Here is a 13584-nt window from a genome sequence, read left to right as displayed (position 1 = left end):
GGAAAACTCACCGCATGAAACGTACGCCCCATCTGCTCGCCATTCAGTCCCACGTGGTGTTCGGCCACGCTGGCAACAGCGCCGCGGTTTTCCCGATGCAGCGGGTCGGGGTGAATGTCTGGCCGCTCAACACCGTGCAGTTCTCCAACCACACCCAGTACGGTCAGTGGGCTGGCGAAGTGTTGGCACCGCACCAGATTCCCGATCTGGTAGAAGGCATTGCCGCGATTGGCGAATTGGGTAATTGCGATGCCGTGCTGTCCGGCTACCTCGGCAGTGCGGCTCAGGGGCGGGCGATCCTGACCGGCGTGGCGCGCATCAAGTCGATGAATCCCAAAGCGCTGTATTTGTGCGATCCCGTGATGGGGCATCCCGAGAAAGGCTGCAGCGTACCGGCGGAAGTGAGCGATTTTCTACTGGAAGAGGCGGCCTCGGTGGCTGACTTCATGTGCCCGAACCAGTTGGAGCTGGACAGCTTTTCGGGGCGCAAACCGCAATCGTTGTTCGATTGCCTGGCCATGGCGCGAGCGTTGTTGGCGCGTGGGCCGAAGGCGATACTGGTCAAGCATCTGGACTATCCCGGCAAACCGGCAGATGGCTTCGAGATGTTGCTGGTGACAAACGAGGGCAGTTGGCACCTGCGCCGTCCATTGTTGGCGTTTCCGCGCCAGCCGGTGGGTGTGGGCGACCTGACTTCCGGGTTGTTCCTGGCGCGTGTGTTGTTGGGCGACAGTCTGGTTGCCGCCTTCGAATTCACAGCGGCGGCGGTGCATGAAGTGCTGCTGGAGACTCAGGCCTGTGCCAGCTATGAACTGGAACTGGTGCGGGCGCAGGACCGGATTGCGCATCCGCGAGTGCGTTTCGAAGCGACGGCGATCAGCCTCTGATTCCGCGTTGACCTCATCGCGAGCAGGCTCACTCCCAGATTGAATGTGTGAACGACACAGATCAAATGTGGGAGCGTGCTCGCGATGGCTATCTAAAGCAGGTCACAGACCTCAGGCATCACCCTTGATTTCCTGATACCGCTTTTCCAGCTCCTGACGAATCTGCCGACGCTGCTGCGCCTGGATGTAGCGGCGTTTTTCTTCGCTGTTGTGCGGTTGCAGCGGCGGGACGGCTGCGGGCTTGCGGTTGTCATCCACCGCGACCATGGTGAAAAAGCAGCTATTGGTGTGGCGCACCGAGCGCTCGCGAATGTTCTCGGTCACCACCTTGATGCCCACCTCCATGGACGTGTTGCCGGTGTAGTTGACCGAAGCCAGAAAGGTCACCAGTTCGCCGACATGAATCGGCTCGCGGAAAATCACCTGGTCCACCGACAGGGTCACCACGTACCGGCCGGCATAACGGCTGGCGCACGCGTAGGCCACTTCGTCGAGGTATTTGAGCAGGGTGCCTCCGTGGACATTGCCAGAGAAGTTGGCCATGTCGGGGGTCATCAATACCGTCATCGACAGTTGTGCGTTTCCGGGTTCCATAGCGCTCTCACGGTTCAAGGCAGAATTTCAGGGGCGCACCTCTGCGGGTGCCTTGTCAGCTTTTTCAAACCAACAGTTATCGGGACGCCGGGCAAGCGGCTGCCGTCACGCCCGCATCCATCTGTTTCCATATATTGCACCGCCTTTGCAGCGCAAGTCGTGGTGTTAACCTCCAAAAAGCCCAGCTCAAGGAGGCCTACCCATGCATGCCATCAGTTTCATTCAGGATCTGGCAGTGATCATGCTGATCGCGGGCGTGGTGACCGTGCTGTTCCATCGGCTCAAGCAACCGGTAGTGCTGGGCTATATCGTCGCCGGCTTCATCATCGGTCCGCACACACCGCCCTTCGGCCTGATCCACGACGAAGAAACCATCAAGACCCTGGCGGAGTTGGGGGTGATTTTCCTGATGTTCTGCCTCGGCCTGGAGTTCAGCCTGCGCAAGCTGTTCAAAGTGGGCGCCACTGCATTCATCGCTGCGTTCCTGGAAATCGTGCTGATGATCTGGATCGGCTACGAGATCGGCCGATGGTTTGACTGGAACACCATGGATTCGTTGTTTCTCGGCGCGATCCTGGCGATTTCCTCGACCACCATCATCGTCAAGGCGCTCAACGACCTGAAGATGAAAAACGAGCGTTTCGCCCAGCTTATTTTCGGTGTGCTGATTGTCGAAGACATCCTGGGTATTGGCATCATTGCGTTGCTGTCGAGCATCGCGGTCAGTGGCACAGTCAGCTCCGGTGAAGTGTTTTCCACGGTCGGCAAGCTCTCGCTGTTCATGATTGTCGCCCTGGTCATCGGGATTCTGCTAGTGCCGCGGCTGCTGGCTTACGTGGCCAGGTTTGAAAGCAACGAGATGCTGCTGATCACCGTGTTGGGGCTGTGTTTCGGGTTCTGTCTGCTGGTAGTGAAGCTGGAATACAGCATGGTGCTGGGTGCATTTTTGATTGGCGCGATCATGGCCGAATCTCGGCAATTGCTGAAAATAGAGCGCTTGATCGAGCCGGTTCGCGACTTGTTCAGTGCGATCTTTTTTGTCGCCATCGGCCTGATGCTTGATCCGATGATCCTCCTGCAATACGCCTGGCCGATCGCCGTGATTACCGTGGCGGTGGTCCTCGGCAAGATGCTGTCCTGCGGCCTCGGTGCTTTTATCGCCGGGAATGACGGACGCACCTCACTGCGCGTGGGGATGGGACTTTCGCAGATTGGCGAATTTTCTTTCATCATCGCCGCGCTGGGGATGACGCTGCAGGTCACCAGCAACTTTCTCTATCCGGTCGCTGTGGCTGTTTCGGTGATTACCACACTGCTGACACCGTATCTGATTCGCGCAGCCGATCCGCTGTCGCTCAAGTTGGCTGCCGTAATGCCACAACGGCTGGGCAGAGTGATGGGGATGTACGGCGAATGGCTGCGCAGCATCCAGCCGCAAGGAGAGGGTGCATTGCTGGCGTCGATGATTCGGCGGATTTTGTTGCAGGTGGGAGTCAATCTGGCGCTGGTGGTTGCGATCTTCTTCTCTGGCGCGTATTTCGCCGGGCACATGTCCACCTGGCTGCAAGACTGGATCATCGACCCGAGTTGGCAAAAAGCATTGATCTGGGGTGGAGCGCTGCTGTTGTCGCTGCCGTTTCTGATTGCCGCCTATCGCAAGCTCAAGGCGCTGTCGATGCTATTGGCAGAGATGGGAGTGAAACCGGAGATGGCCGGCCGCCACACACAGCGAGTGCGTCGGGTGATCGCCGAAGTGATTCCGATCCTCTCGCTGCTGGTGATTTTCCTGCTACTGGCAGCCTTGTCGGCCAGCATTTTGCCGACCAACAAGTTGCTGGTATTGATCATCGTGGTGGCTGCCGCCGTAGCTGCACTGCTTTGGCGCTGGTTCATCCGCGTCCACACGCGCATGCAAGTGGCCTTGCTTGAAACCCTGGACAACCACAGCGATGCATCTGGCCACTGACATTTGACCTGTAGCAGCCTGCGTCCGGCTGCGAAGCAGTCGTAAACCCGGATGACTCGGTTTTCCTGCAGCACCTCGTTGTCTGATATTGCGGCCGCTGCGCAGCCGAACGCAGGCTACGCCAGCTGCTACAAAGTCGGGATAGGCTAAATCAGCTTTCCAGCCAGACGTCCCGCGCCCAGTGCCATACCGATTCCCAAGTCTCTTCGGCAATCAGTTCTTCTTCGGCTTGCCACAGCACCACGGTGCCGTCTTCTTCGACGAGGTAATAGTCATCACCGTCCTGGCAGATCGGGATCATGCTGCGGTCAACGCCAGCGTCCCAGGCGTTGGCGGCAACGTCCGGCAGATAGGTGTGGGATTGTGGGTCGGTGACGGTCACCGGCTCCAGGCTGCCGTAGACGACGTCGCTGACGGTCAGCAAAAATTCTCTGAAGACGAAAGGAATGTCGATGAACAGCTGTTCTTCGATTTCAACCAGCAGGTCTTCGTCAGGCAGCTCCAAGGGGACCGGTACCGGTTCGTTGGCTTCACGCAGTTGTTCGATGATTTCTTCCACGTCCGGGATCCTCTTGCTTGATGGCGCGGTTTAGTTGGGGCGGTTTATACAGTAGCTCGCTATAGATGCAACCGCGAAATAGAAAACCCCAGCCGAAGCTGGGGTTTTTTTATGCCGCATGCTTAACGCAGCGGAGATCAGCCGTTCTGGCGGATACCGGCCACCAGCCAAGGCTGGTTTTCGCCCTGTGGACGCTCCATGTTCCAGCTTTCGCTGAACACTTCACCCTGGTCGAAACGCGAGGTCTTCGACACACCACTGAAGGTCAGGGTGGCGATGGTCTTGTCGGCACGATCATCCACGCCGTCCAGCTGAACATTGAGGTTATCAATGTAAGTGGACTGGAAACCGTCGCCCAGGTCCGCACGTTCGCGCTTGAGGAACTCGAGCATTTGCGGGGTCACGAACTCGGCGATCTTGTCCATTTCGTTGGCGTCCCAGTGCTGCTGCAGGGACTGGAAGTGGTTGCGTGCCGCTTCAATGAAGTTCTTTTCATTGAACCAGGCCGGCGCGTTGATCACTGGACGAGCGGCGGCAGGTGCTGCCGAGCCACCGAAGATCGAACCGCCCGCAGGCTTGTTCTCGAATACTTCACGCTGCATCGGCGCGTGGCCAGCCGGCGCCATGTGCTCCTGCTGCTTGCGACGACGAGCGGCGATGAAGCGGAAGACCAGGAAGGCGATGACCGCCATGATCAGGATGTCGAAGATCTGCATGCCCTGGAAGCCGCCGCCCATGAACATGGAGGCCAGCAGGCCACCGGCGGCGATGCCGGCCAGAGGGCCGAGCCAGCGCGAAGCACCGCCAGCCTTGGCAGCTGCGCCCGCGGCACCGGCAGCACCAGCGGTCGCCGCAGCGCCGCCCATGCCTGGAGAAGAAGGCGCCATTTGGCTGGTTTGGTGGGTCGGCGCAGCGCCGACGCTTTTGCCGCCACCAAAGCGCTTGGCGTTGGCGTCGAGGCTCATCGTCAGGCCGATGCACAACGCCATGGCGATGCTAAGAAAACGTTTCATAAAGGGTAATCCCATTTGTGGATGGCACGCGCGCCATGTTGCACAGCTGAAGTGTTACTGGCTAGCGGCAGAGTGTTTCGGGCTTTTGCCTGACAGGTTGCGTTCAGCTTCGGTCAGCGCAATAAGGCCTTTTGATGTCGGTCCGTCGGACGAGTGGATAGGGTCTGTTGGAGATTTGCCTAGCGTCGTAGCGCCAGCATGACCACACCGGCCGTGATCAGGCCGATCCCGCTCCATTGGCGCAGGTCGAGTTTTTCGTCCAGCAGGATCACGCCCAGCACTGCCACCAGCACCACGCTGAGCTTGTCCACCGGAGCGACCAACGAGGCCGGCCCCAATTTCAGCGCGCGGAAGTAGCAGATCCAGGAGGCGCCCGTCGCCAGTCCCGAGAGCAACAGGAACAGATAGCTCCTGGCAGAGATTGATCCTAATGACTGATATTGGCCCGTGGCGTACAAAATCAAGGCCAGGCTGACCAATACCACTACGGTGCGTAGCAGGGTGGCGAAGTCGGAATTGACGTTTTCGATGCCGATTTTGGCGAAGATCGCGGTCATGGCTGCAAACGCCGCCGACATCAGGGCCCAGAATGTCCAGGAAGAAAAAAAGCCTGAGCCCATGATTTACGCCTTATGTCAGATCAACCCGTTGAGGCAGGCTCAACACAAAACCCTGTGGGAGCGAGCTTGCTCGCGATAGCCACACCGCGATTTAACAGATACACCGCAGCGATCTCAATCGCGAGCAAGCTCGCTCCCACAGAAAAGCTATTAGATAGCTTCCAGCTTCGCGTAACCCAGCATCAGCCACTTGCTGCCTTCGCTGAAGTTCACCTGCACCCGTGCCTGCGCGCCGGAACCCTCGAAGTTGAGGATCACGCCGTCACCAAAGATCGAGTGCCTTACAGTCTGACCCAGGCTGAAGCCGGTTTCCGGAATCTCGCTGCCGCTGAACAGGTTGCTGCCGCTCATCGATTGATTGCCACCGAACGGACGGCTGACACTGTTGGACAGCCGCACTTCCTGGATCAGGCCTTTCGGTACTTCCCGTACGAAACGCGAGACCTTGTTGTAAGTTTCGCTGCCGTACAGGCGTCGGGTTTCAGCGTAGGTCATCACCAGGTTTTGCATCGCACGGGTGATGCCAACGTAAGCCAGGCGACGTTCTTCCTCGAGACGGCCAGGCTCTTCCAGGCTCATCTTGTGTGGGAACAGGCCTTCTTCCATGCCCACCAGGAACACGTAAGGGAATTCCAGGCCCTTGGCGCTGTGCAGCGTCATCAACTGAATACTGTCTTCGTGCTCGTCGGCCTGAGTATCCCCGGCTTCCAGCGACGCATGGCCGAGGAACGCCGCCAGAGGCGTGAGCTCTTCATCTTCTTCAGCGTTTTCGAAGTTGCGCGCGGCGCTGACCAGTTCCTCAAGGTTTTCTACCCGAGCCTGGCCCTTTTCGCCTTTTTCCGCCTGGTGATAAGCAATCAGTCCCGATTGCTCAATGACCGTCTGAGTCATCAGGTGCAGGGGCATTTCCATGCACTTGGCAGCGAGGTTTTCGATCAGCTCGATAAAGGCGCCGAGTGCGCCAGCGGCACGACCGGTCAGGCCTTTGTTCGCCACCAGGAGGCGCATGGCTTCCCACATCGACACATCACTGTGCCGCGCATGGTCGCGGATCGCTTCGACCGTTTTCTCGCCGATGCCTCGGGCCGGCACGTTGATCACCCGTTCCAGCGCCGCATCGTTACCCCGGCCTTCCAGCAAACGCAGGTAGGCCATGGCGTTCTTGATTTCTGCCCGTTCGAAGAAGCGCTGACCGCCATAGATGCGGTACGGAATGCGCTCGCGCAACAAGGCTTCTTCCAAAACGCGCGATTGGGCGTTAGAGCGGTATAAAATCGCGATATCGCTGCGGGCCAAGCCGGTTTTCAGCGCGCTTTCGATGGTTTCCACCACGTAGCGTGCTTCGTCGTGTTCGTTGAACGCCGCGTACAGATTGATTGCTTCGCCTTCGCCGCCATCGGTCCACAGCTCTTTGCCCATGCGCCCGGTGTTGTTGGCGATCAGGGCGTTGGCGGCTTTGAGAATGCCTGCGGTGGAGCGGTAGTTCTGCTCCAGACGAATGGTTTGGGCATCCGGAAAGTCATCGGAATACTGATAAATGTTCTCGATTTTCGCGCCACGCCAGCCGTAGATCGACTGATCGTCGTCGCCCACCACCATCAGGCTGTCGCCGCCCTTGGCCAGCAAACGCAACCAGGCGTACTGCACGGCGTTGGTGTCCTGGAACTCGTCCACCAGAATGTGGCGGAAACGCTTCTGATAGTGAGCCAGCAAGCCCGGATGGTCGCGCCACAGGTCGAGGGCACGCAGGAGCAATTCGGAGAAGTCGATCACGCCGGCGCGCAGGCACGCGGCCTCATAGGCCTCATAAATGCTGCGCATGGTCGCCAGAAACAGGTCGCCGCTGGCTTGAATGTGTTGCGGACGCAGACCTTCGTCTTTCTGCCCGTTGATGAACCACTGGGCCTGCCGGGCCGGCCAGCGTTGTTCGTCCAGCCCCAGCTCGCGGATCACGCGCTTGACCAGTCGTTGCTGATCGTCGCTGTCGAGAATCTGGAACGTCTGGCTCAGCCCGGCCTCCTGCCAATGCGCCCGCAGCAAGCGGTGCGCCAGGCCGTGGAAGGTACCTACCCACATGCCGGCCGGGTTGATACCCATCAGCTGCTCGATGCGATGACGCATCTCGGCGGCGGCCTTGTTGGTGAAGGTCACCGACAGGATTGAGTGGGGCGAGGCGTTTTCGACCTGGATCAACCAGGCGATACGGTGCACCAGCACTCGGGTTTTACCGGAGCCAGCACCGGCCAGGACCAACTGACGACCCACGGAGGCAGCTACGGCCTGGCGTTGGGCATCGTTGAGGGAGTTCAGCAGAAGGGAGAGATCATCGCGCATCGGGGCATTCTAGGGTGCGCCGTCACACCGGGCAAACCGAGCTTTGCATTAGCCGATGAAAGATGCACGAAGGACGACCGGTCAGTCACTGGCTGCAGGCGTTGGCGGGCCGCGCTCCAAGGGTTTTGGAGGGGTGGCGGGGTGCGTAAATATTGTCGAATTTATGATCTGGAGCAGTTTGGCAAGTGCATCGGCTTGTGTATGCTCCGTCGACGTTTCGGGCCCATGCTCATCATTATAAGAACAAGAACATTGCCTATGACCCTCAGCACCGACCTGTCGGGCCCCACAGTGGAGCCTCGGGTTATCCGCAAGCAGTACGCAATGGAAATGGCGGTCGAACGCACGCGACTGCTTTACCAGGGGTCGCTGCTGCCCACGTTGTTCATGTTAATCAATGGTCTGGTCTGTGCCGGTTTGCTCTGGAGCCCACAGCGCTATTTCCTGGTCAGCATCTGGCTGGTGTGGCTGTTGTCGCTGGTGGCGTTGCGGGTAATTCAAGTGGCAGCCTTCGATTCGGCGATTCCTGACCGGCAGGCACATCCGATTTGGTGGCGTATGTTTTTGCTGGGCTCTGGCCTCACCGGCCTGACCCTGGCCGGGGCCGGGATTGCGTTGGTGCCCGCCGACAACTTCATGCAGCAAGCGTGGGTGTTTGGCCTGATCGGTGCCGCCGCCCTTTCCGCCAGCGTTGCGTACGCCGTCAGCCTGCCAGCATTCCTGTCCTTTACCTTGCCCTGCCTGTTGCCGGCCATCGCCTATCTATTTTGGGGCGGTGATAAACAGGATCAGGGCTGGGGTTGGTTCGGGTTGATTTTATTGGGCGCGTTGAGCGTGATCGCCTGGCAGGTCAATCGGCTGATCGACAGCGGGTTGCTGCGCCGCTTCCAGAATCAGGCGCTGATCGAGCACTTGCAGCAAGCGCAAAGCCGCAGCGATCAACTCAATCACGAACTGGCCAAGGAAATCGACCAGCGCCGCTGCGCCGAAGACCGATTGCGTGAAGCCCAGGTCGAGTTGGAAAACCGTGTGGCCCAGCGCAGCATGGAGCTGGACGCCGCGAATCAGGCCCTGAGCAAGAGTGAAGCGCGCCTGGCATTGGCGCTGAAGGCCAGCGAACTGGGTCTGTGGGACTGGAACCTGCAAACCGATGAAGTCCACCACACGCAGATTCAGGAATTGTTCGGCCTGGCGCCGGAGTATGTAACGGCCATGCTGCGCCATCTCAAGCCGCGCCTGCACCCGGAAGACCTGCCGGTGTTGAAGCACACACTGGTCGAGCATTTGAAAGGCCGCACCGAGGATTACCAGATCGAGTACCGCGTGCGGCATGGCGACGGTCATTGGGTATGGATCGAAGACCGTGGCCGGGCCGTCGAGCGCAGTAAAAGCGGCCGGGTGATCCGCATGGTCGGCACCCGTCGCGACATCAGCGCAACCAAAGGTCAGGAAGAGCAGCGCCAACTGGCGGCGACGGTGTTCGAAGCCGCCAGCGAAGGCATCATGATTTTCGATCCGAATTACGCCTTGATCGCTGTGAATCAGGCGTTCAGCCGCCTCACCGGTTATGACATCGGCGACATGCTGGGGCGCAATGTTGTCGAACTCCCGTGCAGTCGCGATGCTCGCCGGCACTACGGCGCGATTCATCAGGCGCTGGAGCAGCACGGGACGTGGCAAGGCGAGTTGGTGGAGACCAGGAAAAACGGCGAACTCTATCCGCAGTGGCTGCAACTGAACGCAGTGCGCGATTCGCGGGGAAATGTGAGTCATATCGTCGGCTTCTTCGCCGATCTGTCGGCCCGCCGCGAATCCGAAGAACGCATGCGCTATCTGACTCACTACGACGAATTGACGGGCCTGGCGAACCGCTCGCTGTTCCGGGAACGGCTGCACGAAGCCCATCAACGGGTGCGTCAGGGCGGACGTAGCCTGGCATTGCTGCACATCAATCTGGATCGCTTCAAACTACTCAATGACAGCCTGGGGCATGACGTCGCCGACCAATTGCTGCAGAAAATGTCCCGGCGCCTGGTCAACGCGTTGCCAGAGGCTGACACGATCGCCAGGCTTTCCGGCGACGAATTTGCGGTGCTGTTCGATGCTTACGGCAACTTGTCCAGCCTGGCGCGAGTGGCGACGCGTTTGTCGACCAAACTGCGGTTGCCCGTCACCATTGATGGCCATGAGTTGGTGGTGAGTGCGTCCATGGGCATCAGCATGCTGCCGGACAACGCACGGGAAATATCCGCGTTGGTCAGTCAGTCGAACATGGCCATGCAGCACGCCAAGCACTTGGGCGGAGACAACTTCCAGTTCTATACCGAAAGCCTGCAAGCCAGCACCCTTGAGCGCTTGCAGCTTGAAAACCAGTTGCGCAAAGCCATCGACGAAAAGCAGCTGAAGGTCTTTTACCAACCCAAACTCTGCCTTGCCACGGGGCGCTTGAATGCCGCTGAAGCGTTGGTTCGCTGGGATCACCCGACCATGGGCCGGGTACCGCCGGGAGACTTTATCGGCCTGGCCGAGGAAACCGGCCTGATCGGCCCGATCGGCGAATTCGTCTTGCGTCAGGCCTGTTGGCAAGCCTGCGAGTGGCAGCGGCAGGGGCTGGACCCGATTCGCGTGTCAGTCAATCTGTCCGTGCATCAATTGCGCCAGGGCAAGCTGGTCAGCCTGGTGCGTCAAGTGTTGGAAGAAACCGGCCTGGCGCCGCACTACCTGGAACTCGAACTTACTGAAAGCCAGTTGCTGGACAGCGTCGAGCACATCATCGCGACCTTCCAGCAACTGCGAAATCTGGGCGTGAAGCTGGCGATTGATGATTTCGGCACCGGGTATTCGTCCCTGAGCTACCTCAAACGCATCCCGGTGGACTACGTGAAGATCGATCAGGCGTTTATCCGCGGCCTGGGGGAGGGCAGCGAGGATGCGGCGATTACCCGGGCGATCATTGCGATGGCGCACGGTTTGTCGCTCAAAGTGGTGGCCGAAGGCGTGGAGCGGCAGGAACAGTTGGAGTTTCTGAAAACCGAGCACTGCGATGAAGTGCAAGGTTATCTGATCAGTCGCCCAGTCGAGGCCGACGACCTGGCTACGCTTTTACGCAACGACACAAATTCCCAGTAGCAGCTCCGAAACTCGGGCCACAGTGCTACATGGAACGCATGTCGCGTGGAATGGGGGCATCGAGTTACGCATTGAGCAGGCAAAAAGCCAATTCTTGTAGTATAACTACAAGCTTGCTACATCCCCGGCACCTGCCAATAACAAAGAGTCCAGCCCTTTGAATCTGCTGCAACACATCGCCCAGTCACGCCACCTCTTACGCAAGTCGGAGCTCAAGGTCGCAGACCACGTGCTGCTTGATCCTGCGGCGGTGATGCACAGTTCCATGGCCGACCTGGCCCACAGCGTTGGCATCAGCGAGCCGACCATCGTGCGCTTTTGCCGCGCCATCGGTTGCTCCGGGTTCCAGGACTTGAAACTGAAGCTGGCGCAGAGTCTGGCGGCCGGTGCGAGCTTCGGCCAGTTCGCGATCCATGAAGACGACTCCGTCGCTGACTACAGCCTGAAAATTTTCGACACCACCCTGCACACCTTGATGGAGGTTCGCGAGAAACTCGATCCGGTGGAGTTGCAGCGTGCGGTCACGCTCATGTCCCAGGCCCAGCGTGTCGAGTTCTATGGCTTTGGCGCATCGGGTGCAGTGGCGGCGGATGCCCAGCACAAGTTCTTCCGTTTGCTGCTGACAGCGGCGGCGTATTCCGACCCGCATATGCAGGCGATGTCGGCAGTGACGTTGAAGCCCTCGGACGTGGCGATCTGTATTTCCCAGTCGGGGCGCTCCAAAGACCTGCTGATCACGGCCAACATCGTGCGTGAAAGTGGCGCCTCGCTCATCACCTTGTGCCCGAGCCAGACACCGTTGGCTGAGCTGTCGACCGTCAACCTGGCGATCGATGTGCACGAAGACACCGAAATCTATACGCCGCTGACCTCGCGTATCGCTCACCTGGTGGTGATCGATGTGTTGGCGATGGGCGTGGCCATGGCGCGCGGGCCGAGCCTGGTCAATCACCTCAAGAGCGTCAAGCGCAGCCTTCGCAGCTTGCGGCTGTCACCCAAGTCGGTGAAAGCGCTGGACGACTGACGTCGTCGTAAGGTCGTACCGACCTTAATCGTCGGAACGCCGCCCGGACCAGGGTCGCACATTTGATCGCGTTCTCCTGTGTGCGAGCCTGCTCGCGAAGGCGCCCTCAAACATGACAACTTTCATCTGCCTGTAACCCACCCGCCGCCAGCCCGTCATCCCCCGCGCCTATCTTGAAACTCCCGTAATCGCCTTGGGAGACTCGAAATGGCCCAGCCCTACGAAGAACGCAACAGCGCTGCCAAAACTCGCCGTCAGCAAGAAGATCAGCGCCGCATGGAATTTCGCCGCGCGATCGAAGATCGCTGCGAGCGCCGCCAGTTGTTGGCCGAGATTGGTGATTTTCCTGAGCTGGAGCTCAACTACTGGCAGGCCGCGCCGACAGCTTCCCGTCGAAACGCTCAACCAGGGCGCTGATCTGTATCCGCTCGCTGCGGATAAACGCAAGGAATGCGTGCGCCACCGGTGACAGCCGTTTGGCCTTGGCCTGCACCAGGCACCAACTGCGGTACAGCGGCAGCTCTTCGACCGGCAACTCAATCAGTCCGCCGGTCGCCAACTCAAGGTTCAGGGCGTGACGCGTCAACAGCGCTACGCCCAGACCCGCCAACACACATTCACGCTGGGCTTCGGCTGACGAGACTTCCTGGGTCTGGTTGAAGTGCACGCGCTTTTCCTTGAAATACTCTTCGCACGCCAGTCGCGTTCCGGAACCGGGTTCGCGCAGCAAGAGGGTGTAAGGCTCAAGGTCCTGCAGGCGTAGAGGCCCCATGTGGCTGAGCGGATGATCCGGTGGCGCCACGGCCACGATCGGATTGTTGAGGAAGGGCAGAAACTCCAGCCCCATGTCCTGGGGCACCATGGACATGATCACCAGGTCGTCGCGGTTATCGGACAGTCGACGAATCACCTGTCCTCGGTTGACCACTGTCAGTTGCAGATTCACTTCTGGATGCTGGCGCTTGAACGCGGCAAACAGGTGCGGGACGAAATACTTGGCGCTGGATTCCACCGCCAGCTTCAACTGCCCTTGAAGAGATCCCTGCATGTCCGAGAGTTGCATGTCGAGGTTTTCCAGGCGCCCGAAAATGTCCCGGCTGGCACGTTGGAGTGCTTCGGCGGCCTCGGTCATGTAGAGTTTTTTGCCGACATAATCGAACAAGGGCTGACCAATCAGCTCCTCAAGTTGCCGAATCTGTAGGCTGACGGCTGGTTGTGTGAGTGACATTTCGTCGGCTGCTCGGCTGTAGGACCTCAGGTCGCAGACTTCATTGAAAATCTGCAACTGACGCAATGTCATACGCATCAAGGACTTACGCATATCTAAGGACTCTCGCCAAAGGCTGATGCCTTAACTATAAGTCTTTACTTATGCCTAACCCAATTATTAATCATTTTTGTTAATCCCTTGTGGGGGCTAGTGTGGGGCCGCGACTGAATTGAAACATTTGGTCACGC

The 13584-nt window shown here is 59.1% G+C and carries 11 protein-coding genes; 5 read left to right on the top strand and 6 right to left on the bottom strand.

The genetic code is table 11. The features are described 5' to 3' along the window. The first annotated feature begins 14 nt into the window (after positions 1-14). On the top strand, positions 15-887 hold the full coding sequence (pdxY, locus tag AC1D2P_RS02000; RefSeq protein ID WP_109786791.1) for a pyridoxal kinase PdxY: 873 nt from the start codon (positions 15-17) through the stop codon (positions 885-887). A gap of 111 nt (positions 888-998) precedes the next feature. On the opposite strand, the gene AC1D2P_RS01995 is transcribed toward pdxY, so the two are convergent. Continuing rightward, a complete protein-coding gene (locus AC1D2P_RS01995) occupies positions 999-1481 on the bottom strand; it encodes an acyl-CoA thioesterase (RefSeq protein ID WP_046030810.1) in 483 nt (160 codons plus the stop codon). 202 nt (positions 1482-1683) lie between these two features. Between AC1D2P_RS01995 and AC1D2P_RS01990 the strand changes: the two genes are divergently transcribed. Next, positions 1684-3447: a cation:proton antiporter gene (locus tag AC1D2P_RS01990; protein WP_046030809.1), complete on the top strand. Its 1764-nt coding sequence runs from the start codon at positions 1684-1686 to the stop codon at positions 3445-3447. Between the two features lie 151 nt (positions 3448-3598). On the opposite strand, the gene AC1D2P_RS01985 is transcribed toward AC1D2P_RS01990, so the two are convergent. From AC1D2P_RS01985 to uvrD, 4 genes are all read right to left on the bottom strand, one after another. Then, on the bottom strand, positions 3599-4006 hold the full coding sequence (locus AC1D2P_RS01985) for an SMI1/KNR4 family protein (RefSeq protein ID WP_077430996.1): 408 nt from the start codon (positions 4004-4006) through the stop codon (positions 3599-3601). Between the two features lie 137 nt (positions 4007-4143). Further along, the gene (locus AC1D2P_RS01980) at positions 4144-5019 is read right to left on the bottom strand and encodes a Tim44 domain-containing protein (RefSeq protein WP_046030807.1); all 876 of its coding nucleotides are present in this window, start codon (positions 5017-5019) and stop codon (positions 4144-4146) included. A gap of 179 nt (positions 5020-5198) precedes the next feature. After that, positions 5199-5639 carry an EamA family transporter gene (locus AC1D2P_RS01975; protein ID WP_109786789.1) on the bottom strand — a complete coding sequence of 147 codons (441 nt, stop codon included), beginning with the start codon at positions 5637-5639 and terminating at the stop codon, positions 5199-5201. Between the two features lie 150 nt (positions 5640-5789). Beyond that, positions 5790-7973, bottom strand: a complete 2184-nt coding sequence (gene uvrD / locus AC1D2P_RS01970; protein ID WP_046030804.1) for a DNA helicase II — start codon at positions 7971-7973, stop codon at positions 5790-5792. 258 nt (positions 7974-8231) lie between these two features. Between uvrD and AC1D2P_RS01965 the strand changes: the two genes are divergently transcribed. The 3 genes from AC1D2P_RS01965 (at position 8232) to AC1D2P_RS01955 (ending at position 12543) form a co-directional block, all read left to right on the top strand. Further along, positions 8232-11102 carry an EAL domain-containing protein gene (locus AC1D2P_RS01965; protein WP_077430998.1) on the top strand — a complete coding sequence of 957 codons (2871 nt, stop codon included), beginning with the start codon at positions 8232-8234 and terminating at the stop codon, positions 11100-11102. 157 nt (positions 11103-11259) lie between these two features. Beyond that, entirely contained in the window at positions 11260-12126 is an 867-nt protein-coding gene (gene hexR / locus AC1D2P_RS01960) for a transcriptional regulator HexR (protein ID WP_077430999.1), read from the top strand. A 207-nt stretch (positions 12127-12333) separates the two neighbouring features. Beyond that, the gene (locus AC1D2P_RS01955) at positions 12334-12543 is read left to right on the top strand and encodes a PA3496 family putative envelope integrity protein (protein ID WP_077431000.1); all 210 of its coding nucleotides are present in this window, start codon (positions 12334-12336) and stop codon (positions 12541-12543) included. Here the strand turns inward: AC1D2P_RS01955 and AC1D2P_RS01950 are convergent. Further along, positions 12485-13447 carry a LysR family transcriptional regulator gene (locus AC1D2P_RS01950; RefSeq protein WP_046030800.1) on the bottom strand — a complete coding sequence of 321 codons (963 nt, stop codon included), beginning with the start codon at positions 13445-13447 and terminating at the stop codon, positions 12485-12487. The two genes, AC1D2P_RS01955 and AC1D2P_RS01950, sit on opposite strands and share 59 nt — an antisense overlap. Positions 13448-13584: the final 137 nt, after the last annotated feature.

It is taken from the genome of Pseudomonas sp. P1_F1_2 (assembly GCF_056405815.1).
Note: the sequence above shows the minus strand (reverse complement) of the source record. Positions and strands in the feature narration are given on the sequence as shown.

What these genes read in the sequence shown, in the direction of transcription:
- pdxY (WP_109786791.1), top strand. Translation starts at nt 15, where the DNA reads ATGAAACGTACGCCCCATCTGCTCGCCATTCAGTCCCACGTGGTGTTC.
- AC1D2P_RS01995 (WP_046030810.1), bottom strand. Translation starts at nt 1,481, where the DNA reads ATGGAACCCGGAAACGCACAACTGTCGATGACGGTATTGATGACCCCC.
- AC1D2P_RS01990 (WP_046030809.1), top strand. Translation starts at nt 1,684, where the DNA reads ATGCATGCCATCAGTTTCATTCAGGATCTGGCAGTGATCATGCTGATC.
- AC1D2P_RS01980 (WP_046030807.1), bottom strand. Translation starts at nt 5,019, where the DNA reads ATGAAACGTTTTCTTAGCATCGCCATGGCGTTGTGCATCGGCCTGACG.
- AC1D2P_RS01975 (WP_109786789.1), bottom strand. Translation starts at nt 5,639, where the DNA reads ATGGGCTCAGGCTTTTTTTCTTCCTGGACATTCTGGGCCCTGATGTCG.
- uvrD (WP_046030804.1), bottom strand. Translation starts at nt 7,973, where the DNA reads ATGCGCGATGATCTCTCCCTTCTGCTGAACTCCCTCAACGATGCCCAA.
- AC1D2P_RS01965 (WP_077430998.1), top strand. Translation starts at nt 8,232, where the DNA reads ATGACCCTCAGCACCGACCTGTCGGGCCCCACAGTGGAGCCTCGGGTT.
- AC1D2P_RS01955 (WP_077431000.1), top strand. Translation starts at nt 12,334, where the DNA reads ATGGCCCAGCCCTACGAAGAACGCAACAGCGCTGCCAAAACTCGCCGT.
- AC1D2P_RS01950 (WP_046030800.1), bottom strand. Translation starts at nt 13,447, where the DNA reads ATGCGTAAGTCCTTGATGCGTATGACATTGCGTCAGTTGCAGATTTTC.